General features: G+C 59.3%; 25 protein-coding genes. 19 read left to right on the forward strand and 6 right to left on the reverse strand.

Translation table 11 applies throughout. From position 1 onward, the window contains the following. The first annotated feature begins 203 nt into the window (after nt 1-203). The 6 genes from F8A88_RS01300 to F8A88_RS01325 are packed head-to-tail and all read left to right on the forward strand — an operon-like array spanning nt 204 to nt 5,359. Nucleotides 204-2,105, forward strand: coding sequence for an NADH-quinone oxidoreductase subunit 5 family protein (locus F8A88_RS01300; protein ID WP_151149128.1), 1,902 nt, complete (start codon nt 204-206; stop codon nt 2,103-2,105). Continuing rightward, nucleotides 2,105-2,953, forward strand: a complete 849-nt coding sequence (locus F8A88_RS01305) for a respiratory chain complex I subunit 1 family protein (protein WP_151149129.1) — start codon at nt 2,105-2,107, stop codon at nt 2,951-2,953. Before F8A88_RS01300 ends, F8A88_RS01305 begins: the two co-directional genes overlap by 1 nt. Before the next feature lie 3 nt (nt 2,954-2,956). Next, on the forward strand, nt 2,957-3,394 hold the full coding sequence (locus F8A88_RS01310) for an NADH-quinone oxidoreductase subunit B family protein (RefSeq protein ID WP_151149130.1): 438 nt from the start codon (nt 2,957-2,959) through the stop codon (nt 3,392-3,394). A gap of 21 nt (nt 3,395-3,415) precedes the next feature. Further along, nucleotides 3,416-3,781 carry an NADH-quinone oxidoreductase subunit C gene (locus F8A88_RS01315; protein ID WP_241667304.1) on the forward strand — a complete coding sequence of 122 codons (366 nt, stop codon included), beginning with the start codon at nt 3,416-3,418 and terminating at the stop codon, nt 3,779-3,781. A 9-nt stretch (nt 3,782-3,790) separates the two neighbouring features. Continuing rightward, entirely contained in the window at nt 3,791-4,870 is a 1,080-nt protein-coding gene (locus tag F8A88_RS01320) for a hydrogenase large subunit (RefSeq protein WP_151149131.1), read from the forward strand. Nucleotides 4,871-4,882: 12 nt separating this feature from the next. After that, nucleotides 4,883-5,359, forward strand: coding sequence for a 4Fe-4S binding protein (locus tag F8A88_RS01325; RefSeq protein WP_151149132.1), 477 nt, complete (start codon nt 4,883-4,885; stop codon nt 5,357-5,359). Between the two features lie 161 nt (nt 5,360-5,520). Here the strand turns inward: F8A88_RS01325 and F8A88_RS01330 are convergent, their stop codons facing one another. Both F8A88_RS01330 and F8A88_RS15710 read right to left on the reverse strand, forming a co-directional pair. Further along, the gene (locus F8A88_RS01330) at nt 5,521-6,882 is read right to left on the reverse strand and encodes a sugar porter family MFS transporter (RefSeq protein WP_206666387.1); all 1,362 of its coding nucleotides are present in this window, start codon (nt 6,880-6,882) and stop codon (nt 5,521-5,523) included. Nucleotides 6,883-7,013: 131 nt separating this feature from the next. Further along, nucleotides 7,014-7,316, reverse strand: coding sequence for a hypothetical protein (locus tag F8A88_RS15710; protein ID WP_161598296.1), 303 nt, complete (start codon nt 7,314-7,316; stop codon nt 7,014-7,016). Here F8A88_RS15710 and F8A88_RS01335 point away from each other — a divergent pair. The 13 genes from F8A88_RS01335 to F8A88_RS01385 all read left to right on the forward strand — a co-directional run bounded on the left by F8A88_RS01335 (nt 7,308) and on the right by F8A88_RS01385 (nt 20,629). Further along, the gene (locus F8A88_RS01335; protein ID WP_338325272.1) at nt 7,308-7,973 is read left to right on the forward strand and encodes a substrate-binding periplasmic protein; all 666 of its coding nucleotides are present in this window, start codon (nt 7,308-7,310) and stop codon (nt 7,971-7,973) included. The two genes, F8A88_RS15710 and F8A88_RS01335, sit on opposite strands and share 9 nt — an antisense overlap. A gap of 87 nt (nt 7,974-8,060) precedes the next feature. After that, complete coding sequence (locus F8A88_RS01340) at nt 8,061-8,792, forward strand: RNA methyltransferase (protein ID WP_151149134.1); 732 nt, start codon at nt 8,061-8,063, stop codon at nt 8,790-8,792. Between the two features lie 252 nt (nt 8,793-9,044). Then, nucleotides 9,045-11,621, forward strand: a complete 2,577-nt coding sequence (locus F8A88_RS01345) for an EAL domain-containing protein (protein WP_151149135.1) — start codon at nt 9,045-9,047, stop codon at nt 11,619-11,621. 51 nt (nt 11,622-11,672) lie between these two features. Then, on the forward strand, nt 11,673-11,810 hold the full coding sequence (locus F8A88_RS15715) for a hypothetical protein (protein WP_161598298.1): 138 nt from the start codon (nt 11,673-11,675) through the stop codon (nt 11,808-11,810). Between the two features lie 105 nt (nt 11,811-11,915). Continuing rightward, nucleotides 11,916-12,662, forward strand: coding sequence for a tetratricopeptide repeat protein (locus tag F8A88_RS01350; RefSeq protein ID WP_151149136.1), 747 nt, complete (start codon nt 11,916-11,918; stop codon nt 12,660-12,662). A gap of 16 nt (nt 12,663-12,678) precedes the next feature. Beyond that, entirely contained in the window at nt 12,679-14,061 is a 1,383-nt protein-coding gene (locus F8A88_RS01355) for a cobyrinic acid a,c-diamide synthase CobB (protein ID WP_421958061.1), read from the forward strand. A gap of 14 nt (nt 14,062-14,075) precedes the next feature. After that, nucleotides 14,076-15,239: a DNA polymerase IV gene (locus tag F8A88_RS01360; RefSeq protein WP_151149138.1), complete on the forward strand. Its 1,164-nt coding sequence runs from the start codon at nt 14,076-14,078 to the stop codon at nt 15,237-15,239. Nucleotides 15,240-15,413: 174 nt separating this feature from the next. After that, nucleotides 15,414-16,739 (forward strand): hypothetical protein, encoded by a 1,326-nt coding sequence (locus F8A88_RS01365; RefSeq protein ID WP_151149139.1) that lies wholly within the window; start codon nt 15,414-15,416, stop codon nt 16,737-16,739. 84 nt (nt 16,740-16,823) lie between these two features. Then, nucleotides 16,824-16,994: a hypothetical protein gene (locus tag F8A88_RS15820; RefSeq protein ID WP_170283763.1), complete on the forward strand. Its 171-nt coding sequence runs from the start codon at nt 16,824-16,826 to the stop codon at nt 16,992-16,994. A 36-nt stretch (nt 16,995-17,030) separates the two neighbouring features. Further along, a complete protein-coding gene (fliJ, locus tag F8A88_RS01370; RefSeq protein WP_151149140.1) occupies nt 17,031-17,468 on the forward strand; it encodes a flagellar export protein FliJ in 438 nt (145 codons plus the stop codon). Continuing rightward, nucleotides 17,449-18,093: a MotE family protein gene (locus tag F8A88_RS01375; RefSeq protein WP_151149141.1), complete on the forward strand. Its 645-nt coding sequence runs from the start codon at nt 17,449-17,451 to the stop codon at nt 18,091-18,093. The genes fliJ and F8A88_RS01375 overlap by 20 nt, the downstream gene beginning before the upstream one ends. A 3-nt stretch (nt 18,094-18,096) precedes the next feature. Continuing rightward, nucleotides 18,097-18,939 (forward strand): tRNA pseudouridine(38-40) synthase TruA, encoded by an 843-nt coding sequence (gene truA, locus F8A88_RS01380; protein ID WP_151149142.1) that lies wholly within the window; start codon nt 18,097-18,099, stop codon nt 18,937-18,939. Then, complete coding sequence (locus F8A88_RS01385; RefSeq protein ID WP_151149143.1) at nt 18,884-20,629, forward strand: hypothetical protein; 1,746 nt, start codon at nt 18,884-18,886, stop codon at nt 20,627-20,629. Before truA ends, F8A88_RS01385 begins: the two co-directional genes overlap by 56 nt. Before the next feature lie 258 nt (nt 20,630-20,887). Here F8A88_RS01385 and F8A88_RS01390 read toward each other — a convergent pair whose 3' ends face one another. The 4 genes from F8A88_RS01390 to F8A88_RS01405 form a co-directional block, all read right to left on the reverse strand. Beyond that, nucleotides 20,888-21,523 carry a Spy/CpxP family protein refolding chaperone gene (locus F8A88_RS01390; protein ID WP_161598299.1) on the reverse strand — a complete coding sequence of 212 codons (636 nt, stop codon included), beginning with the start codon at nt 21,521-21,523 and terminating at the stop codon, nt 20,888-20,890. A gap of 419 nt (nt 21,524-21,942) precedes the next feature. After that, a complete protein-coding gene (locus F8A88_RS01395; protein WP_151149145.1) occupies nt 21,943-22,404 on the reverse strand; it encodes a hypothetical protein in 462 nt (153 codons plus the stop codon). Nucleotides 22,405-22,417: 13 nt separating this feature from the next. Continuing rightward, nucleotides 22,418-22,717 (reverse strand): hypothetical protein, encoded by a 300-nt coding sequence (locus F8A88_RS01400; RefSeq protein WP_151149146.1) that lies wholly within the window; start codon nt 22,715-22,717, stop codon nt 22,418-22,420. A gap of 14 nt (nt 22,718-22,731) precedes the next feature. Beyond that, nucleotides 22,732-23,313, reverse strand: a complete 582-nt coding sequence (locus F8A88_RS01405; RefSeq protein WP_151149147.1) for an RNA polymerase sigma factor — start codon at nt 23,311-23,313, stop codon at nt 22,732-22,734. Between the last annotated feature and the right edge of the window lie 56 nt (nt 23,314-23,369).

The raw sequence follows: 23,369 nt of genomic DNA on the forward strand, positions 1-23,369 counted from the left end.
CGTAAATATGATTATTCGGCCTAATTGCATAAAAAAACACCATGTTTACCCGCTTGTGAAAAAAGAAACTATTGACCTAATGGTTTTTTTTTCATAATAACCGCGGTTACCTCGGTAAAGGTTTGCGGTTTAGAGGGGTTACAGTTGTACGGGGGTGCAGCTTTCCTCTTCGCAAGGCAGGCAACCAATCAAAAGGGGTGTTCATGTCTAACCTGCTATTGCTTCTCATCGTGTTACCGGTGGCAGCTGGAATCGCCTGTTATTATCTCAGGTCGAATTCCCTGCGCACCGCCATTGTCACGGTGACGGGCGCGGTACTGGCTGCCGCGTCGCTGGGTCTTTTGCAACAGGGACCCTTCACCTATCAGCCCGGTTCCTTTCTCGGAATAGGCTGGGGTGGCATTGTCACCGTTCTGGACTTCGCACTGCTCTTCGTGGTGCTTTACTTCGGTTTCAAGCTCCAGAACCTTCTCATCAAACTTTTTACTGTCGCGCAGATCGTCCTTCTGGCGTTCTTCGAGATGTTCATGGTCGAGCACGGTGCAGGCGGCCCCGCCCTTGCGGCGGACAACCTGTCCATTATCATGGTGCTCGTCATTTCCATCGTCGGCTCTCTCATCTGCATCTTCGGCCTTCCCTACATGAAGGAGCACGAAGAGCATCTCAAGCTCAAGAAAAGTCGCCAGCCGCAGTTCTTCCTGTATCTGGTCCTGTTCCTGGGCGCCATGAACGGCTTGGTTCTGGCAAACAACATCCTGTGGCTGTACTTCTTCTTCGAGGTGACCACCTTCTGTTCCTTCATGCTCATCGGGCATGACGGCACGGAGATCGCCGTGAAGAACGCCACCCGGGCCTTGTGGATGAACAGCCTCGGCGGGCTGGCCTTTTTGGTGGGCATGGTGTGGGCATACGCCCAGACCGGCACGCTGGACATATCGGTCATGCTGGCTGCGGGTCCCGCTTCCGGCGCACTGCTGGTGGCTGTCGGCTTTTTGTGCCTTGCCGGTTTCGTCAAGGCCGCGCAGCTTCCGTTCCAGAGCTGGCTGCTGGGCGCCATGGTTGCTCCCACGCCGGTTTCCGCTCTGCTGCATTCGTCCACCATGGTCAAGGCCGGTGTGTACATCGTGCTGCGTTTCGCGCCCATGTTCCAGGGCACGTTCGTCAGTGACGGCATCGCCCTGTGCGGCGCGTTCACCTTCCTTGCCTGTGCAGCCCTGGCCATTGGCCAGAGCAACGGCAAGAAGATTCTTGCCTATTCCACCATCAGCAACCTCGGCCTGATCATCGCCTGCGCGGGTCTGAATACCCCGCTGGCCATCAGCGCCGCCATTTTGCTGATCATCTTCCACGCGGTCTCCAAGTCGCTGCTGTTCCTCTGTGTCGGTACCATCGAACAGAAGATCGGCTCCCGCGATATCGAAGACATGCGTGAACTGTTCAAGACCATGCCCCGTACCGCGGGCATCGCCATTGTGGGCATCCTGACCATGCTGCTGCCGCCGTTCGGCGTGCTGCTCTGTAAGTGGATGGCCATCGAGGCTGCTTCCGGCCACCTGTTCGTGGTTGTCATGATGGCTCTGGCCAGTGCCCTGACAGTCGTGTACTGGGCGCGCTGGGCCGGCCTGATGATGGGCGGCCACAAGATCGGCGGTCCCATGGAGCGTCAGCCGGTGTTCATCAAGCTGCCGCTGGTGCTTTTGTGCCTCGGCGCCATGGTCTTCGCCTTCCTTGCTCCGATCATCTACTCCGAACTGCTGGCTCCGCTCATGAGCACCGCCGCAATGACCGTTGAAGGCGGCATCATTGCCACGGCAACGGGCGGCTTCGCCATCTATCCGGTGTTCCTGCTGGTCGGCGTCGGTTCGCTGTTTGCGCTCAATCGCGCCATGCGTTCCCGCGACGTCCGCATGGTCACGCCGTATGTGGCCGGCGCAGACGTTTCCGGAGAGGATGAAGGCGCGTTCAACGGTCCCATGGATACGGCCGTGCCGTATGCCGCCAGCAACTACTACCTCGGCGAATTCTTCGCGGAAGGTAGGCTCACGCTGTGGATCAACATCGCGGCCATCGGTTTGATCGTTCTGATGATGGGAGGGGCGCTGTAATGGAAGGTCTCATTCTCGCAATAATCGCTGTTATTCTCGCCCCGGTCGCGGGCGGCCTGCTGGCCGGTCTCGACCGTCGCGTCACCGCCTGGATGCAGTCCCGGCAGGGTCCGCCCGTTATGCAGGCCATCTATGACGCGGCCAAGCTCTTCGGCAAGGAAAAGCTGGTGGTCAACCGCTGGCAGATCCTGTGCGCCTGGGTCTATCTCATCGCCGCGGCCATGTCCGTGGGGCTGTTCTTTGCCCAGGCCGACCTGCTGATCATCTTCTTCGTGCAGGCCGCCGGAGCCGTCTTCCTGGTCATGGGCGCGCTTTCCGCGCGCAGCCCTTACAGTCAGGTGGGCGCACAGCGTGAACTCATTCAGGTATTGACCTACGAACCCATGCTCATTCTGGTGTTCGTGGCCATGTACCTCGTGGTGGGCAGCTTCAACGTCTCGGACATTCTCGCCTACGAGAGCCCGCTGATCGTCAAGCTTCCGCTCATGTTCATCGTGCTCAGCTACGCGCTGACCATCAAGCTGCGCAAATCGCCGTTCGACTTCTCCACCTCCCATCACGGGCATCAGGAGCTGGTCAAGGGCGTGCTGACCGAATACTCGGGTCCCTTCCTTGCCCTCATCGAAGTGGCCCACTGGTATGAGACTGTTCTCATCCTCGGCGTGACCGCACTGTTCTGGGCCACGAGCTGGTACTGGATGCTGCTGTTGCTGGTGTGCGTCTACTTTGCCGAAATACTCATCGACAACACCATGGCCCGTATGACCTGGCGTTGGATGCTCAAGTATGTCTGGAGTATCGGCCTTGCGCTGTCGTTCATCAACTTCATTTGGCTCTATGCGAGGTAAGCCATGTTCAAGGGATTCATAGATAAATCTCGCGCCAAATCTCCGTGGATCATGCATTTTGACTGCGGAAGCTGCAACGGCTGCGATATCGAGACTCTGGCCTGCCTGACACCGCTTTACGACGTGGAGCGGTTCGGCATCATCAACGTGGGCAACCCCAAGCATGCGGACGTTCTGCTCGTCACCGGTTGCGTGAACCATCGCAACAAGGCCGTGCTCAAGAACATCTACGAACAGATGCCCAGCCCCAAGGCCGTCATCGCCATCGGCGCATGCGGACTCACCGGCGGCATCTTCCGCGATTGCTACAACGTGGTCGGCGGCGTGGACAAGGTCATTCCCGTGGACGTGTACGTTCCGGGCTGTCCGGCTCGCCCCGAGGCCATCATTGATGGCGTTGTCGAGGCCCTGAACCTCTTCCAGCAAAAGCAAGCGGGCTAGACCCGCATCGAGGATATCGACGTGATAGATGCAACCCCAGTCACATCCGAAAGCGTGATCAGTGAAGTCATGCGGATGAAGAACGAGGGCTACAGGTTCGTGACCATGTCCAGCGCTCCGGTGAAGGACGGGTACATGGACATCCTGTACCACTTTGACAAGGACCTGGATCTCAAGCACCTGCGTCTTCCCATCAAGGAAGGCGAGGCCATTCCCAGCGTTTCCGGCGTGTATTTCTGCGCCATGCTGGCGGAAAACGAGTTGCAGGAGCTTGCCGGACTCAAGTTTGACGGCCTTGTGCTCGACTACAACCGGACCCTGCTTCAGGACTCGACGGTCACCTGCGTGCCCCTCGTGAACAAGTGCAAGGTAGCGGAAAGGAAATAAGGAGCGGTCATGTCCAAGAGAACAGTAATACCTTTCGGCCCCCAGCATCCGGTTTTGCCGGAGCCGATTCATGTCAAGCTGGTGGTGGAGGACGAGATCGTCAAGGAGGCGGTCCCGGCTCTGGGCTACGTGCACCGCGGCCTTGAAATGCTGGCCTCCATCCGTGATTACCATCAGATGATCAACGTGTGCGAACGCGTATGCGGCATCTGCTCCATGATCCACGCCACCTGCTACTGCCAGACCATCGAAAAGATGATGGGCATCGAGGTTACCTCGCGCTCCGAATATCTTCGCGTGATCTGGTCCGAGCTGCACCGCATGCATTCCCACCTGCTCTGGCTCGGTCTCTTTGCCGATGCGTTCGGCTTCGAGTCCCTGTTCATGCAGTTCTGGAAAGTGCGCGAGCGCGTCATGGACATCAACGAAGCAACCGCGGGCAACCGCGTGATCGTTTCGGTCAACGTGGTGGGCGGCGTGCGCGCCGACCTCTCCGACGAGCAGCTCCGCTGGATCCTCGACGAGATGGATATCATGGAAAAAGAGCTCAAGGAGATGGAAAACACCATCCTCAACGACTACACGGTCAAGTCCCGCACCGTGGGCAAGGGCGTCATGACGTACGACCAGGCCCTGGAGCTTGGCGCGGCCGGACCCACCCTGCGCGGGTCGGGCGTTGCCTCGGACATGCGCATGCTCGGCTACGGTGCCTACAAGCACCTGGACTTCGAGCCCGTGGTCCATCCGGACGGTGACAGCTTCTCCCGTTCCTGGGTCCGTTTCCAGGAAGTCTACCAGTCCATCCGGCTGGTGCGTCAGGCCATTGCCGACCTGCCGCAGGGCGACATTGCCGTGAAGGTCAAGGGCAACCCCGAGGGCGAGGAAGTCATGCGCGTGGAACAGCCGCGCGGCGAATGCCTCTACTATATCAAGGGTAACGGAACCAAGAATCTGGACAGGCTGCGCATCCGTACGCCGACGTTTGCGAACATTCCGCCGCTGCTGGCCATGTTGCCGGAATGCGAGCTGGCCGACGTTCCCGTCATCATTCTGTCCATCGACCCGTGCATCAGCTGCACGGAACGCTAGGGAGGACGGCATATGTTTACGTTCACCCCGACCATCTTGAAAAACCTGGTCAACAAACCGGCCACGAGGAAATATCCGTTCGTGAAGCGCGCGCCGTTCGAAAACTATCGCGGCGAGCTGTACAACAACATCGACGACTGCATCTTCTGCGGCACATGTGCCCGCAAGTGCCCGTCGGTGTGCATCACCGTGGACAAGAAAACCGGGCTGTGGGAATGCGATCCCTTTGCCTGCGTTTACTGCGGCATCTGTGTGGACACCTGTCCCACCAAGTGCCTGCACTTCCACGACGTGCACCGGGGCCCGGCAACGCAACCCCAGATGCTGACCATGCAGGGGGAGCCGCCCAAGCCCAAGAAGAAAAAAGCCGCTGCTGCCAAGGAAGCTGCTCCCGCCAAGGAAGCCGCTGCCAAGGACACCGCGGAAAAGTCCGAAAAGCCTGCCAAGAAAAAGGCCGATTCCACAAAGGAAGACAAGGCTGACAAATAGGCGGGTTCTTCGTGGAACCGCATACAAAAAGGCCCTGCTTCGGCAGGGCCTTTTCGTTTGCCCACAAAGGCCCGACGGTTTTGTTGCCGCAAATCGTTGTTGGCTTTCTCCGGGTTGAACGGGCGGCTTTGGTCAGCCCTGCCGCGGTGGGGTGGCGGTCATCACCCGCTGGTTGTGCCCAGTTTTACTACAGGCCTGCCTGCCCACAGGTCCGCCTCGATATTTTCCAGGGAAATGCCCTTGGTTTCAGGCACAAAGAAGCGACAGAAGAACCATCCCGCCGCGCCGATCCCGGCGTAGAGCGCGAACGCTCCCCACGGCTGGACAGCCTCCACCAGACTCAAGAATGTCATGGCCACGATGCAGTTGAAGCCCCAGTTGGACAGGGTGGCGATGCTCATGGCAGTCCCCCGGACGTTCAGCGGATAGATTTCCGAAATCAACAGCCACCCGATGGGGCCGAGGCTCACGGCAAAGGCCGCGATATAGACGACAAGGGCTCCCACGGCCACCCACTTCATGGAGCCCGCGAGCAGGTGTTGGAATCTGAAGGCCCCGGCCAGGGACAGCAGGGCCAGAGTCATGAAAAACAGCCCGGCGGACAACAGGGGTTTGCGGCCGATGCGATCCAGAAGCCTTACGGCCGCGATGGTCATGAGCACGTTGACCATGCCCACGCCCACTGTGGCCCAGATGGCCGCCGCATCCGAAGCGAATCCGGCCTTCTTGAAGATGGTCGGGGCGTAGTAGATGACCGTGTTGATGCCGGTGAACTGCTGCACGAACATGATGCCGATGCCGACCAGCATCACGGGCCTGAGCCGCGGGGACATCAGCTCCCGCAAGGAACCTGTGTTCTGCTCGGCTTCATCTTCATGCACAAGGGAGCTTTCCTGTCCCAGCCGCTTCAGGGCGTCTTTTGCCTTGTTGGCGTGTCCCCTGGCGGCCAGCCAGCGTGGCGAGCAGGGCAGGAAGAGCATGCCCGTTCCCAGTACGAGGGCAGGAAACAGGCCGGCCAGAAACATCCAGCGCCACCCGTGGGCCTGCCCGGAAAATATCCCGTCCACACAGTAGGAGACCACGATGCCGATGGTGATCATGAGCTGGTTGAGGCTGACAAGGGCCCCGCGTTTGTCGGGCGGGGAAATCTCGGAGAGATACAACGGTACGGCAAAGGAGGCAGTGCCTATCCCCAGCCCGACCACCAGCCGGCCGACAATGAGCATGTGCATTGATCCGGCGGCAACGCACATGAGCGTTCCCAGACCGAAAACAAGGGCCGTGCCCATGATGACCGCCTTGCGTCCGAATCGGTCCGCAAGCAGTCCGCCGGAGGCCGCGCCCAGGATGCAGCCCGCCAGCACCGCACCAATGACCACCTCCTCCTGTACGGGCGAAAAATGAAATTCGCGTACGATCTGCAGGATCGCCCCGGAAATGACGCCGGTGTCAAAGCCGAACAGCAGGCCGCCTGTCGCCGCCACCCCGGCTGCCATGAACAGAATGCCTTTTCCCCTGCTCACGCCCCCCCCCCTTGTTGTCCGATTGCCGTTTATGGTTTCAAAAATACGGATGATTTCATCGTACCCGAAACATCACAAACCACAAGCTGTTCACTGCCGGTTCATGGCGGTTTCGCCGGGCGTTGGCACGATCATATCCATGCTTGTGTTTTCGGTGCGCCCGGTGGAAAGGCGGTTTTCGGGGTCGGGAACAGGGTGGCTTCTGTGATGACCGCGCAAGCTGCAGGAATTTGCGGCACGCTGGTCGAAATAATAATTTCACGACGATGGATTTCGTCTATATTGAATGAATGAAGAGAGGTTTTTTCGTATTGTTCGCACTTATCGGGTGCATGCTGCTTGCGCCCGGGCGCCCATGTCCGGCGGCCGGTGTGGGGCGCGTGCGCCTGACCAGCGGAGAATGGCCTCCCTATCTCTCCGAAAATATGGCTCATTTTGGGTTGGTGTCTCTCCTTGTGTCCAGCGCCTTTGCCGAAGAAGGCGTTGTGGTGGAGTATGGCTTTTTTCCGTGGTTGCGCTCGTTGGAACTGGCGCGTTCCGGGGAGTGGGACGGTTCCGTGATCTGGCTGCGCAATTCGGAGCGCGAGCATGATTTTCTGTTCAGCGATCCGGTCTACTTCAGTTGCCAGGCGTTTTTTCACCGCAGGGACAGGCCATTTGATTGGAATTGCTATGAGGACCTGCGTGGGGTTAAGATAGGCGTATCCCTCGGGTATTCTTACGGTAATAAGTTCGACAGGATGCTTGAAAACGGGGAGCTGGACGTGGACGTGGCCCAGACTGACCGCATGAACATGAACAAGTTGCTGTCGGGCCGCATTGATATTTTCCCGATCAATGTGGAGATCGGTTATTATCTGCTCAGGGCGGATTTCCCTCCCGGTCTGGCCAATCTTGTGACGCATCATCCCCGGTTGCTGATCAACAATCGCGCCCTGCATCTGATTGTTCCTCGCGGCCTGCCACGGTCACGGACCATTCTCCAAGTGTTCAATCGCGGTTTGAAGAAACTGCACGACAGCGGCGCCTTCGATCGATTGGTGCAGGAGTGGCATCAAATGGAGTCCCTGTCGCAACAGCCCTGCAATTGACATCGCCCGGCCATGTGCTAAAGCCGTTTCTTCCGCATTCACTCATCCCTGCATTCACGCTTCAACGATGACCCGAGAGGAAGTCGCATGCTCGACAATATGGCCGTGATCCTGTTTCGTCCCAAGTACCCGGAAAACATAGGTTCGGTGGCCCGCGCCTGCCTGAACATGGGCTGTGAAAACATTATTCTGGTGGCGCCGCAGAATTTCGACATGGACAAGGCCCTGCCCCTGGCAACGGCTCATGCGCGGCATCTGCTGGAGCATGCACGCATCGTGGACACGCTGGAGGAGGCTGTCCGTGATTTCAATGCCGTGTACGGTACCACGGCTCGCACCGGCGGCTGGCGCAAGGGCATCATGAGTCCGGCAACCCTGGCCGGGGCGGCAAACGAAAAGATGCGCGACGGCGGCAGGGTGGCCGTGCTGTTCGGCCCGGAGGACAGGGGGCTGACCAACGACGAGACCAAGCTCTGCACCGGGCTGGTGACCATACCCACCAATTGGGAAAACTCCTCGCTCAATCTTTCGCAGGCCGTGCTTGTGATTCTTTACGAATGTTTCAAGCGGTCGCTGGACAAGCCCTTTACCCCGGCCGGTCCGCCCGAAGAACGCCTGACCACGGTGGAGGAGCAGGAAGTCCTTTTTGAAAATATGCGCGAAGTGTTGCTGGATATCGACTACCTGCGCGATACCAATACCGAGTATTGGATGCTTCCTGTGCGTCGCTTCATGTCCCGGATCAATCTCAAGCGTAATGAATTCAACCTGCTGATGGGCATATGCCGTCAAATCCGTTGGGCCACGGGGAAAAAATAGCCGCGGCCATGCTTTCCGCCTGTGTGGCCGTTTGCTTTTTGGGCTCAGGAGTGGCACTGTGTTCAATGGCTATCGGATATGGATTTTCTAAATCTGCCGGGCATGTTTGGGGAGAGTTTTCCATATGGTTTTTCAGCACTTTCTGTCGAGGCGCGTTGGGCGTTGCCTCGGTGACGTGATTGTATCGTGCCCTGATCTGGGGCGGGATGCCATCCGGTGCGCTTTGGTGCGCGGCCCGTCACGGAGCTGTGCATGAAGAGAATCCCCCGCCTGTTTCACAAACCATTTTTGTTCATGACCGTGGCCTTTGCTGTCATGTGCGCGGTCATCGCCTACACGTCGAGCCGGTCGCTGGACCGCGAGATGCGGGCCCAGTACCGGGAAAAGGCCGAAGCTCTGGCCGTGAGCATTGCCGAGTCCGGGCTTGGGGCCATGACGGATGCCGACATATCTTCCCTGAGGGAGCGCATCGGGGACTATTGCCAGATACGCGGTGTGTCCTATGTTGTGGTTGCCGACAGGGACGGCCGTGTGCTGGCTCATTCCTTTGGCAGCGGGGTGCCGCCCATGGTCAGCACCCAGATGCACGACATGCTGGCCGGTGGCAACGGGTTCCGGCACATAGTCGTGGACGGGCGTGAGATGCTCCACGTTGTGCGGCCCATTGATAATGGGACGCAGGGATCCGTGCACGTGGGCATGGACCTTTCTCCCATCCGGGAACAGATCAAGATCGCAATGGCCCAGCAGGTGGGGCTTATTTTTGTGCTCTTCCTTGTTTGTGTGGTTGCAGGATATTTCTTTTTTCTCAATCTCTCCAGACCCTTGGCTGTGCTGGCAGATTATGCGCGGCGGGTTGCCGACCACGATTTCTCCCATGACATTGCCGTTGTTTCCAATGACGAAATAGGCGAGCTGGGCCGGGCCATGCAGTCCATGGCCAACGAGATCTCCGATTTCGTGCTTACGCTGGAGGAACGGGTTTACGACAAGACCCTGCAACTTCGCGAAGCCAAGGACGAACTGGAGCAGAAGGTCGAGGAGAGGACCGAGGAACTGACCCGGACAAACGTGCAGCTGAAGATCGAGGTGGCCGAGCGCCGGGTCATCGGCGAAGCCCTGCGCAAGGCGGAAAGCAAGTACCGCACAATTTTCGAGAACGCGGTGGAGGGCATCTACCAGATGACGCCGAGCGGCCGGTACATCAGCGCCAACCCATCTCTGGCACGTCTTTTCGGCTACGCCACGCCCGAAGAACTCATGAGTTCCGTGTATGACTGCAGAACGCAACTGTATTTGGACGCCGGCGAGCGCGGCTCGTTCATGGAAACCCTGTTGCGAAAGGGCGAGGTCAAGGATTTCGAGTCTCAGGTGCGGCGCAGGGACGGCAAGATCATCTGGATTTCCGAAAGTGCCCGTCGCGTGAACGATGATGAGGGTGTTCCCATTTATTTCGAAGGGTCCGTGGAAGACGTGACCCTGCGCAAGAAGGCCGAAGCCCAGCTCAAGCGGCAGGCGTTTCATGATCCGCTTACCAAGCTGCCGAACCGTGCCCTTTTCCATGATCATCTGCACATGGCCATGAAGCGCGGCAAACGGAACAAGGGCCGTTTTGCCGTGCTCTATCTCGATCTTGATCGTTTCAAGGTCATCAATGACAGCCTCGGGCACGACATGGGCGACGAACTGCTTCGCGCTGTTGCGGACGTGCTCAAGAGCTGTGCCCGTTCCGTGGACACCGTGGCCCGGTTCGGGGGCGACGAGTTCGCCATCCTGCTGGAAGATGTTGAGGCGCCACGGGACGTGACCCGCGTGGCCAAACGCATTCTGGCCGGAATCCGCAAGCCGTTCAATCTCCGCGGTCATGAGGTCTTCACCTCGGCCAGCATCGGCATTGTCCTGCACACGCAGGAATACGATCGCCCGGAGCAGCTGCTGCGCGACGCGGATACGGCCATGTATCGGGCCAAGGAGCAGGGCAAGTCGCGTTTCAAGGTTTTCAACCGCAAGATGCACGACCATGTGTTGCTGCTCATGGAAATGGAGAACGACCTGCGCCGGGCCCTGGATCACAACGAACTGACCGTGGCCTATCAGCCCATCGTGCATTTGCCGTCGCGTCGTATCACCGGGTTCGAGGCACTGGTGCGCTGGCGACATCCCGAACGGGGGCTTGTGAGCCCCGGGGAGTTCGTGCCCCTGGCCGAGGACACCGGCTTGATCTATCCCGTGGACTATCAGGTGATCAGACAGGCCTGCAATCAGGTCAAGCAATGGCAGAGCCGGTTCGGAGACGAGGATACGCCTCCCCTGACCTTGAACGTGAACATATCCGGCAAGCATTTCGGGCGTACCCAGCTCCTGCGCCAGATGGAGGAGTTGATCGAAAGTTCGGGCATGGAACCGTCCAGCCTGAACATCGAACTGACGGAAAGCGCGCTGGTGGACTATCCGGTCATGGCCGAGGAATTGCTGACCCAGCTCAAGCGCTGCGGGGTCAACATCTGTATCGACGATTTCGGCACCGGGTATTCGTCCCTTTCCTATCTGCAGAAATTCCCCATCGACGTGGTCAAGGTGGACAGGACGTTTGTTTCGCAGGTTCAGGAAGACCGCGACAGCCGGGCCATTGTCTCCACCATATTCAGCCTCGGGGCCAGCATGGACCTCAAGGTGGTGGCCGAAGGCGTGGAAACGCAGGGGCAGCTTGATTTTCTTGAACAGGCGGGTTGCCACTATGTGCAGGGTTATTTATTCTATCAACCCATGTTTGCCGAAGAAGTTGAGGCCATGCTGGAGGCTGGCACGAAAACCTGCCTTCCGGCCTGACCATGACGGCGGGCCCCGCCTGCATCCCCTGTAGCACGACAGGAGACGATCATGTCCAAAAGATCCTGCGGATATCCTGCGGACCCCATTGACCCCATGTTGCTGCCGTTCCGGGAGTTTTTTGACACGCCGCCTGAAGCGCCATTGCGGGATGGGCACGACCAACGCGGAGTGCTTCGGGCCGACTGACCGTGCAGGATTTTCCGGGCCGCGCGGCTTTGCTTTCGCGGCCTTCCGGTATATCATTGCCGAGTTCCATTCACGTTTTACCTGCAAGTATAGGGATTCATCTTGATGACCTTGAACGACACGGATGCCGAAAAGGATATTGAGGGCGTTTTCGCCATTGAAAAGACCATGAAGATCGGGACCGGGACAACGGCCCGGCGCGTCAAGCAGCAGGTGCATTTTTATGCCAAGCAGCAACCGGGCGGATTGGTCAGGATTCAGCCCCTGAACGCGGACAATGTGCCGTTTGGCCCGACCGAAGACATTTCCAAGGACAGGTTGCTGTCGGAGTACCTGCCGGTGCCCAAACGATACAAGCAGGTCATGGCCAAGTTGCGCGAAATCCAGAAAGCCGTGGCCCGGGGCGACAAGTTCCGCAAGCGGGGCGAAACATTCACCGCGGAATACGAATACAACAAGGCGCTTTCCCTTGATGAGCAGAATGTTCGCGCCAACTTCGGCGTGGGCATCTGCTACATGGCCCGTGGCGAGGAGGAAAAGGCGCGCGAGGTCTTTGAGCGCGTGCTCGGAATTGATGCGGCCTTTGGCAACGAGCACAAGCATTTGTTCAATGAGTACGGCATGCGCCTGCGCAAGGCCGGAATGATCGCCGAGTCCGTGGATTTCTACAACCGAGCGCTGGAACTGACCACCGACGACGAAAACCTGTATTACAACCTTGCGCGCGCCGAATTGGAACGCAAGGACATGGACGCGGTGAAAAAGGCCCTGGCCCGCTGCCTGCGGCTGAATCCGGAGCATGCCGAGGCCCGCAAGGTTCTGGCCTTCCTGAAAAAAAAGAAACTCATATAATCCCTGCGGGGCGCAGATGCACATGACCCGGGCCTGTCTCATCGCCGGAACGCACAGCGGCTGCGGCAAGACTTCCGTTTCCCTGGGACTCATGCGGTCCCTTGCGCGTCTCGGTCTTGTTGTCCAGCCTTTCAAGTGCGGGCCGGATTTCATCGATCCGGGCCATCACGCCATAGCCTCGGGCCGCGCCAGCCACAATCTGGACGGCTGGATGCTTCCGCCCCGGACCAATGCCGATATTTTTGCACGCCATGCCTATGGGGCGGACGTGGCCGTGGCCGAGGGTGTCATGGGGCTGCACGACGGCTTTTCCGGAACTTGCGACGCCGGAAGCAGCGCCCAGATGGCACGGCAACTGGACCTGCCCGTGGTGCTGGTGGTTGACGCCCGTTCCATGGCCCGTTCGGCCGCCGCGCTTGTGGGCGGATATGTGCATTTCGATCCAGACGTGCGTTTTGCCGGGGTGATCTTCAACCGCGTGGGCAGCCCCAACCATGCGGAACTCTTGCGCGACGCCATGAGCGCCTTGCCCCATGTACCGGTTCTCGGCTGCCTGCCCCGCAATGCGGATATTGCCCTGCCGTCGCGGCATCTGGGCCTGCACATGCCGGACGACGACTCCGGGGAGGCGGATGTGTACGACCGGCTGGCCGACTGGGTCGAAGGTGCGGTGAATCCGCAGGAGTTGCTGGATGCTGTCGCACCTCGTGCGATCGTGCCGCCGGATGACCCCGAGCCCGAACCGGTGCGCGTGCGCATGGGCGTGGCGCGTGACGAGGCCTTTTGTTTTTATTACGAGGAAAACCTGCGCCTGCTGCGCCAGAGCGGGGCTGAGCTGGTGTTTTTTTCCCCCCTGCACGACAAGAATCTGCCCGACGATCTGGACGCGCTGTATCTGGGCGGGGGCTACCCGGAACTCTACGCCTTCGAACTGGCCCAGAACGCGCGCATGCGCAAACAGGTGCTCGCCTTTCACCAGTCAGGGCGGCCCGTCTATGCCGAATGCGGCGGGTTCATGTATCTCATGGAAGACATTGTCAGCGAGGACCGCGGGCGGTTCACCATGTGCGGCGTTTTCCCGGTGCGCGCCCGCATGGGCGAGCGTTTTCGCGCACTGGGGTACCGGGAAATCGAAGTCGGCGGGGATTGCCTGCTCGGCCCGGCGGGAACCGTGGTGCGCGGCCATGAATTTCATTATTCGTCCATGGAGGGCGATCCGACAGAATCCGAACGTGTGGACGCCCTGTATTCGGTGCGCACCCGCAAGGGGCCGTCCGATGCGGCCGAGGGCTTTGCGCTCGGCAACACGCTGGCGTCCTACATCCATTTGCACTTCGGCAGCGCTCCTGTCGCGCAGGCCATGGTCGAGCATGCGGCGTGCAACAGGGAAAACGGCTGAGCGGAGCTTTCTTCATGCAGCGTTGGATCATGCACATCGACATGGATGCGTTCTTCGCTTCCGTGGAACAGCTGGACAACCCGGAACTGCGGGGCAAACCCGTTGCCGTGGGCGGCACCAGCGACCGGGGCGTGATTTCCGCGGCATCCTATGAAATCAGGAAATTCGGGGTGCGTTCGGCCATGAGCGTGGTCAAGGCTCGCCAGTTGTGTCCCCACGGCATTTTCGTGCCGGGCAGGATGCATCGCTACAAGGAGCTTTCGCGGCAGGTCATGGCTGTATTGCATGACTTTTCGCCGCTGGTGGAACAGGCCAGCGTGGATGAGGCCTATGTGGACGCCACCGGCTCGGAACGGCTATTCGGCCCGGTGGAGGACATGGGCCGGGCCATCAAGCTGCGGGTTGCCGAGGAAACGGGGCTGACGTGTTCCGTGGGGGCCGCGCCGTTGCGTTTTTTGGCCAAGATCGCCTCTGACCTGGACAAGCCGGATGGCCTGAGCATCATCCGGCCGGAACAGGTGCAGGATTTTTTGCAGTCGTTGGACATCCGCAAGATTCCGGGCGTGGGCAAAACCACGCATGCGGCCCTGAAGCGGCTCGGGGTCTACCGGGCCGGAGACATGCTTTCGCACCCGCGCGAATACTGGGAACAGCGCCTCGGCAAGTCCGGGGGCATCCTGTTCGACAAGGCCAGCGGCATTGACCCGGCGGGCGTGCAGCCGTCGGAGGGAGCCAAGTCGTGCAGTGCGGAGAATACCTTCGACCGCGACCTTTCGGACCGGGAATCCCTGCGCACATGGCTGCTGGGGCAGTCCGAGCGTGTGGGTGAGGATTTGCGCAGGCACGGCTACAAGGGCAGGACCGTGACTCTCAAGGTCAAGTTCTCCGATTTCAGCCAGATAACGCGCAGCCACAGCCTTGATGCGCCCACCTGTGAGACCGCCGTGATTTTCGAGACCGCTGTCCGGCTGCTGGACAAGGTCAATCTGCATCGTGCCGTGCGGCTCATCGGTGTGGGCGTTTCCAATTTCAACGCCCGGCCCCGGCAGCTTTCCCTGCTGGACGAGCCTGCTCCCGAAGCGTCCCCCCGGTTGGACGAGGCCGTGGACGTCATACGGCAGCGGTTCGGCCGCAAGGCCCTTGCCCGGGCCGATCTTCTGGATTTTGGCCGAAAATAACATCATGGGGATGTGCGGGCATGGCATGACAAAGGGGCGAGCATGGATGTTTCGCTGCGGATTCGAGTGAAAAATCCTTGCCAACCGTGCCTTGCAACGCCTATTGAACGGGGTTGATGCCCAGATGAGCACGCAAGTGCAGAGTATTTCTTTTTTTCAGCACAGGAATGATTGATGAAAATGAATATTATGGTTGTCCGTTTCAAAAGCACCGCAGTGTTGCTGGCGATTTTTATGTTGTTTGCAGTGCCTTTGGCCGGGGCTCCGTTTGCCGAGGCCGAACCGCGCGATGTTAAAATCAAGCGTGACGGGGATCCCCTTCCTCAGGAGATCGAGGACAGCTTTGCCTATCTTTTTGAGTTGATCCACAACCGGGGAGGCGCGTTCGACCCTGCCCGGGTGGCTCCCATGATCGATTTCGTGGATAACTGCGACGAGGACCCCAAGGACCTTGAACCCAAACGCAGGGGCGGGCGCGGAGCCATCCTGCGCATGGACATCGATTGCGATCTTGAGCGCGTGCTCAAGTACCTCTACAACCCGAAGATTCCCAACTACGTGATCGTGCCCAGCGTTTTGCGCCTGAGCGGCTGGAGGGAAGGCAGCGACATCCTCAAGCTTGACGAAGGCCTCTGGGACAAGCTGGGGTCGCTCAACGAACCCGTGGTGCTCTGGGGCAAGGAGTTCGAGAGCAATACGCCCGATTCCTTTGCCGGGGCATATTATCTCTATGACCTGCATCGTCTGGTCATCCTGCTCAACCACAACGGCAAAAACGTGCTCATCTCGGTTACGGACCAGGACGGCGAATCCGATGTGGGACGCAAGGGAGCCATCGTCAACGACGCCACATGGACCTATTTCTATTCCGGCATTGAAGGGCTGGACCGCGGCCTGCTCAGCTGGATGGATACCTATATGTATTCGTCCTGTTCGGTGCAGGTATTTGTGGAAAAGGAAGGCGGCTGGACCCGCGACGTGCTCTTCAAGTGGCTCAAGGCCGGTTGGAGCGGGCTGAACGTGGTCATGCGCAAGCATATCTTTGAGGGCAGCGTGCGTTTTTCCGAGAGCTTCAAGGCCGTGCTCGAATCCGACCGGTTGCCGCCCAGCGAAGAGCTGGCCGACATGGTCACGGATATCAACGCCATGCCTGACGAGTTTGTGGATGACAAGATCCGGGTCTATGCCCGTACCTTCGAATTCATGAACAAGAACGTCAAGGCGCTTCAGAAAAAGGAATTCGCCAAGGTGCTCAAGGACGGCGGCTATGCCGACGTGCTGGACCGGCGCGAACGCGTCGGCGTGCTCGTGTTGCAGAAGCTCAAATGCCTGTTGGGCATGAAGACCTATGTGGACATGTGCGGACTGTCCATCGAGCCGGACGCGCCTGAAACCGTGACCCCGGAATCCGAAGACGGCAATGCACAGACCCTGGAGCAGGGCAAGGTTGAGACTGCCGCGCCTGTTGCCGACCGGGAAGAAGCGGCCGTTGGCGGCTAGACACGATTGGTGATAGTGTTACACTCTGCGGCGTGCCGAAAACGGCACGCCGTTTTTTTTTATACCAACCCAGCGGAGGTTCTCATGGTCCTTTCCGAAAACGAAGCCAAGTTCAAGTTCTGTCCCATGCTCAAGACCCGCGACGACAAGATGAAGACCTGTCTGGTGAGCCAGTGCATGTTCTGGCGCTGGCTCGACGAGGCCAGGACAAAAGGATATTGCGGCATGGCCGGAGCCGTGAACAACAAGGGCTGACTTGCCCGGCGTGCCGGTTCATGGCATTGATTCCGTATGAAGCCGTTTCGTTTCAAGCTTGAAAAAGTGCTGGACTACCGTTCCCAGCTCGAGGAACAGGCACGTCTGGTCTTGAGCCGTGCACAGGACGCCCACGACGAGCAGGAACAGGCGGTGCGTTCGCTCACGGCCAGTCTTGAAGCCCACATGCAAAAGCAGTCCGAGGCCACGAAAAATACGGACGACATGTGGCTCTGGCGGCAGTACCGGACCGCGCTGGAGCATGATCTGGCCGCAGCGCGGGTGCGGCTGCGTGAGTTGGCCTCCAAATTGCAAAAGGCTCGGGAGGAAGCGGTACGGCGATCCCGAGATCGAAAGCTGTTGGAAAAGCTCAAGGACAATCAGGCAAGGAAGCACAATGAAGAGGCAAGCTACCGGGAACAAAAGGAAAACGACGAAATGGCAACACTTCGGTATGAACGTGAAGATATCTAGAATCCTGCTGAGTCTCGTCTTTTTGGCCCTTTTGAAGCTCGCCGTGTTCGGCATGCTGAGCGTCGATTCCGTGACACTCGAGGTGGCGCAGGCCGTGCTGCCGGATTCCGCCCTCGACATGGCCAAACCCGCCGAGGCCATGGCGCAGGAAGAAGAAAAAAACGCGCCCGAAACCGCACAGCAACAGGCTTCCGATGAATCCCCGGCTCCGCAGGAGAGTGCGGCCAACCCCGATGCCAATAATTTGCCCGACGATTGGAAGGCCCTCAAGAAATTGCAGGAGAAGGTGGCCATTGAGCAGCGCAACAACGAAGAGCTCAAGGCGTTTATCGAGGCCGAAACCAAGCGGTTGACCAAGCTGCGCGACGAAATCAAGCAGATGCTTGCCGAGGCCAAGGACACCAAGGACAAGAAGGTCAAGCAACTCATCGATATGCTTTCCAGCACCAAGGCCAAAAAGGCTGCCGAAATTCTTGAGAGCATGGACCAGAAGCTGGCCGTCAAGGTTTTGTCGGGCATGCGGGGCAGAACTGCCGGTGAAATCCTGACGTTCGTGGAAGCAAAGAAAGCGGCCCAGTTCTCCGAGGCCCTGACCCGACTCCAGATTCCCTTTGAGGACCAATAGGACGTGAACCGCATCCGACTGCGCATCGCTTACGACGGAACCGGCTTTTGCGGCTGGCAGATTCAACCGGCCCAGCGAACGGTGCAGGGCGTGCTGGAAGAGGCCATTGCCCGCATAGCCGGAACCCATGTGCGCGTGCATGGATCGGGTCGTACGGACAGCGGGGTGCATGCCCTTGATCAGGTCTGTCATTTCGACGTGCCCCGGGCGCGGGCTCGGGTTCCCTGGCAACGTGCCCTGAACGCGCTTTTGCCCGACGATGTTTCCGTTCTCGACTGCTGTCTGACCTCCCCGGATTTTCATGCCCGGTATTCCGCGCTTTCCAAAACCTACGCCTACACCCTGTGGCTCGAGCCCGGTTTTCTGCTCCCCCAGCGGCGGCATTTTGTCTGGGTCTGCGGCCCTGTGAATCAGTCCGTCATGGTTGAAGCCGCCGAAATCCTTTTGGGAACCCACGATTTTGCCTGTTTCCAGAACACCGGAACCCCGGTGGCCGACACCGTGCGCACCATGACGCAGGCAGAACCGGCACCCGGCGTCTGCGTCCATGAGGTCGTCTGGCGTTTTTCCGCCAACGGTTTTCTCAAGCAGATGGTGCGCAACATCATGGGCTGTCTCGTGGCTGTGGGCCGCGGTAAAGTTTCTCTCGCCGATGTCCGATCAATACTGAAGGGAAAGGACAGAACCGCTGCACCGGGAACGGCTCCGGCGCAGGGGCTTTGTCTCGAGCGTGTCCGGTATCCGGAACCGGCACCGGGCAGCGAACGTCCTTGCGGCGGGGAGAACACGGGTGAGCGATTGGAAAGTGGTGACGAACCGGGCCTTGGGCCTGCCGGAAACGGGTGACACGAGCCTCACCCTGCCTTCGGCTGTTGCCCCGGCCGCAAAGGACGGCTGGCAGGAGCGTTTTGAGAACGCCCGGCTGGACGCACTGTTCCGCCTGACCGGGTCATCCCTTTCCCACCGGCTCAAGACCGGACTTGAATCCTTCCGAAATTCCCTTGAATCCTTTGAGTGGCCCAAGGACAATCCCGTCTTTGGCGGCCGTCTGGTGAGGCCGGACAAGGCCCGCGCCGAACATGTGGCAGCAGACGTACGTGCGCAGGGCCAGGCACAACGGTATTACAAGTTTTTTTCCAGCGGGGTCGATGCCGAGGCTCCGGTTGGGCTGGAATCCGGGGATTACCGTTTTGCCGCACGTTTGGGCGGCGACTCCGAAGCCTACTCCCTGACCGTGGAAGACGGCTGGACCGAAGGCGATTTGCTCAACGGCGTTGCCGAGGCCCTGAACGCCGGCAGCCTGCAGGTGCAGGCCGAAGTGGTGCGTCAGGACGCACCCAAGACGGCCGTGCCGGATCTGAACGCCACGGGCACGTCTCTGCTCATTGCCGTGAACGGGGCCAGCCCGGAACAGGCCCTCACCTTGGCCGACACCCGGGGAGGGCTGTTGCGCCATGTTGACCTGAGCGCAGTCAACGTACCGACCGATCCGGCCAGCCTGCATGAATACACGCTGTTTTCCGGGAGTCCGGGCAAGCCCACCGCATTTGTTTCCACCACTTTCGACCCCGGCGCGGCCACGAATATTTCCGAGGGATCGCACACCGTGAACTGGGCCATGGGCGAGAGCTCCGGCAGCTTTTCGTTTTCCGTGAACGAAGACGACACATGGAAGGACGTGCTGGGCAAGGTGGCCGATGCGGCCGGAGCCGCACAGAATCGTTTCAGTGCCGGAGTTCGTACTTATGACATGCCTTCCGAGTTGGTGGCCGGTGAAACCATCGAAGGTGCTGGATTGTATTTCGAGGCGCTTTCTCCCAAGCTGGGCGACCGGTTGTCCCTGACTGCGGGCGATTCGGGCGGAGCCATGGAAGCGCTCGGCCTGCGCACGGCCCAGCCCGGCAGGGATTCGGAACTGCATGTGGACGGCGATCGTTTCACGCGCGCGGTCGGTCCTGTGGATTTGGATTATGGCCGGGTGAGCGTGGAGGTGGAGCAGGGATTTTCCGAGGCCCTGCCCATGGCCGTGGTGGATTCCATGGAGCAGATGCAACATTCCCTTTCGGACATCGTGACCTCGTTCAACGCCGTGTATTCCGTGATGCGGGACAACGCGGAACTGCTGCGCGAGGACGTGGGCGAGACATGGCGCGAGCCGTATGAACTCCACGATGCCGATGCCCGTTTTGCGGGCCTGCAGGAGGGCACGGACGGGCTTTTGTGGCTGTCGCACGACGATTTCTACACGGCGCTGGGCGCGGACGCGGAACGGGTCCAGTCCACGTTGCTGGACGACGAGGACGGGCTTTTGCCCGAATGGATGCGCCTGACCACGGACGCTCTGGACGCGGGCGTGGATTCACTGCTCATCAATCCGGAGTCCATTACCGACCCCATCTACGGCAAGCCGTCGCCCAGAACCGAACTGGAGTTGGAACGGGACAGTCAATTGCTCGACGTGGTGGAAAGCGATGAACGTTCATTGGACGAATTTATCGGTTGGGGCGGCGGGGCGTTGGTTGACCGCAAGGGCTAGGCGCAGGCTGCCGATACAGGCCCGATCGCTTCGTTGCCGCAAAAGTATCACATCCTCGCGTACGTGTTGTACGCGTCGGCCCTGACCCTTTTTTGCGCCTTGCCCTCGAACCTTTCTTGTCCGCCTGCGGATTGTTTTTGGGTTGTCATGGCAAGGCGTCGGGCTTGCCGATACAGGCCCGATTATTACTTTCGCATGGAACAAAAAACGGCGCACACCGGATGGTGTGCGCCGTTTTTTGTGTTTTATCGCTGCCGCCTACATGTTGGCGTCAATCCATGCTTCCACGGACACGGGGCAGCGGCCATCACGCTGGCCTGCATAGCCCATTCCCTGTCCGCGGCGCTGTCCCTGACCATGGAATCCATAGCCCTTTCCGTAGCCTTGTCCTTGTCCGTAACCGGAACCCTGGCCGAACTGCGGGCAGTTGTTCCTGCGCATGTTATTGAAGCAGTCCATGCGCATTTTGGTCAGTTCAACCAGTTGCTTGGACTGTTCAGGGGTGAGCACGGCGCGGACATTGTTCATGAGTTGGGTACGGTCCAGCATCATGGCCTCGTGCTTCTTGCTCATGGTCTGGCTGAGCTTGCGCACCTTGTTCTTGTCACCTTCGAGAACGGCAAGACGCAGGGCCTGCATTTCTTCCCGCATGGGTGCAGCGTTCTTGCTGTTCTTATCAATGTCGGTCTTGAGCAGCATGGCGATTTTGGACTTTTGCACCTTGGTCAGGTCAAGTCGTTCCAGCGTGCGGATCAGCATCATGGGACCATGCATTCCCGGGCCGCCCTGACCACCCATGGGGCCGCCGCCGAATCCGCCGTGGCGGGCAAAGGCGAGGCTGCCAAATGACAGAACGAGAATCGATGCCAGAATGGCGATATGGTATTTTTTCATTGTGTGCTCCTTGTGATTGGTTTGTTGCGATCGCTTACTACTTGTGTCGCGCCTGTTTCGGGTGCGGTTACAGGTTGGGTGCATTTTTTTGCGCGCCGCGTTGGAGGTGTGTGCGCCCTGCAAAAAAGTGAGCCCCGCCAGGAAAGCGGGGCTGCGGGGAAGAAGGGATTAGGGTGGGTTCGCAAGCGACGGCAGGGACCGCCGCTCTCAAACTGACGTCGTCACCATACACGAAAGAGTTACGCCTGCGGGGCATCTTGATGAATCCTGATGTTTCTTGATGCAGGGCAAGGAATGGCCCGGTCAGCAGTATGAACGAATCGGCATCCCCATGAAAACGGCCCGGATGCGGAGCTTATGCCATAGGATGGCGGCGTGCTCGCATTCCGGGCCGGGGAAGACCGTGGCCGGGAATATGGTCAGTTGCAGGGCCGCTGGCGCATGCCGGAACCGGGGCCATGACCGGGCCTGTGGCCGGAATGGAACGGTCTGCGGAATCGTTTGCGTCGATGCTCGAATCGTTGATGCATTTTCTTGAATTCCTGTTGCTGGTCCGGATCGAGCACGTTCATGATTCTTTGGTACTGCTCCTGGATGTTGGCATCCATCTGCGGTTCGAAGCGGTCCATGATCAGGCGGCCTTTTTCCATTGTCTCCTGAATATACTGCGCAATGGCGTCATGTTGATCGGGGCGCAAATCCAGTTTCCTGTCCATGCGGTCGAGTATCTGTTCACGCACATGCTCGGGGGAGTCCGGCGGTTGCATGAACTGGCGGGTTTCAAGAAAGTAATAGCGCGCCCCGCTCGCGCCCACGAGAACCCCTGCGAAAAACAGCAGCACCACCGCGGTCCAGAGTTTCCAACCGTATTTCAAGCGCATGGCATCCTCCGACCTACATTCCGAAATTGGCAAGAACGATCACTCCGCTGGGATCGCCCATGGCATAGCTCATCAGCTGGCCTTCCGAGCCGCTTGGCGTGGTGGAACTCACGGCAAAGAGCAGGGCCGCACCGACGCAGGCAACAGCCGAAATGGGCAGGGCCAGACGCATGAACCGGGTGTCCAGCGGCAGGCCCAGCTCCCTGACCGCAGCCATGATGGAGCCCGCGAGCCATGGGTCGTGCTCCGGCTCGGGGCGGGAGCGGTGGATGGCCCGGAGGGCCTGCATCAGATCATTCATTTGAAACTTCATGGTCTCCCCTCCATTCAGTTTGCCTGTTCGATGATGGTTTTCAGTTTCTTGCGGGCACGGTGTGCCCGGACCTTGACGTTTACCTTGGTCCAGCCGAGCAGTTCGGCTGCTTCGGCCACGGATTTTTCTTCCAGCGAGGTGAGGGTCACGACCATCCTGTCTTCGGGCGAAAGTTGCTCCAGCGCCCAGTCCAGAATGCGGACGGCCTCTTCGTGGCTGCTCTTGGCCTCGAATACTTCCTGGGCACGGCCTGTGCCGAGGTGCTCGAGCAGGTCGTGCGATTCCTTGGCCAGCGAACTGACCGGGGTTTCCCGGTTGCGGTATTCCTCGCGCCAGAAATCATAGCAGCAGCGTACGCTGATTCTTGATAACCAATTCTGAAAGGGTTTGTCGCCCCGGTAGGTCTTGAGCGAACGAAAGGCATTGATGAAAACCGTCTGCACAACCTCGGAGACCCGGGCGTGAGGTACGTGGTTGCCCACGATGCGTGCCGCGTGGTTCTGGTATCTGTTCACAAGAACCTCGAATGCATTCACATCGCCGTCCAGAACGCGCTGAATCGCTTGGCTGTCGCTCCGGTCGTGTCTCCCGGTCATCCCTTCTCGCTTCGGTTGGTTATTCGCCGAAAACAACAATACCCTTTCCTGTGCCT

Source organism: Pseudodesulfovibrio senegalensis (assembly GCF_008830225.1).
Classification (GTDB): domain Bacteria; phylum Desulfobacterota; class Desulfovibrionia; order Desulfovibrionales; family Desulfovibrionaceae; genus Pseudodesulfovibrio; species Pseudodesulfovibrio senegalensis.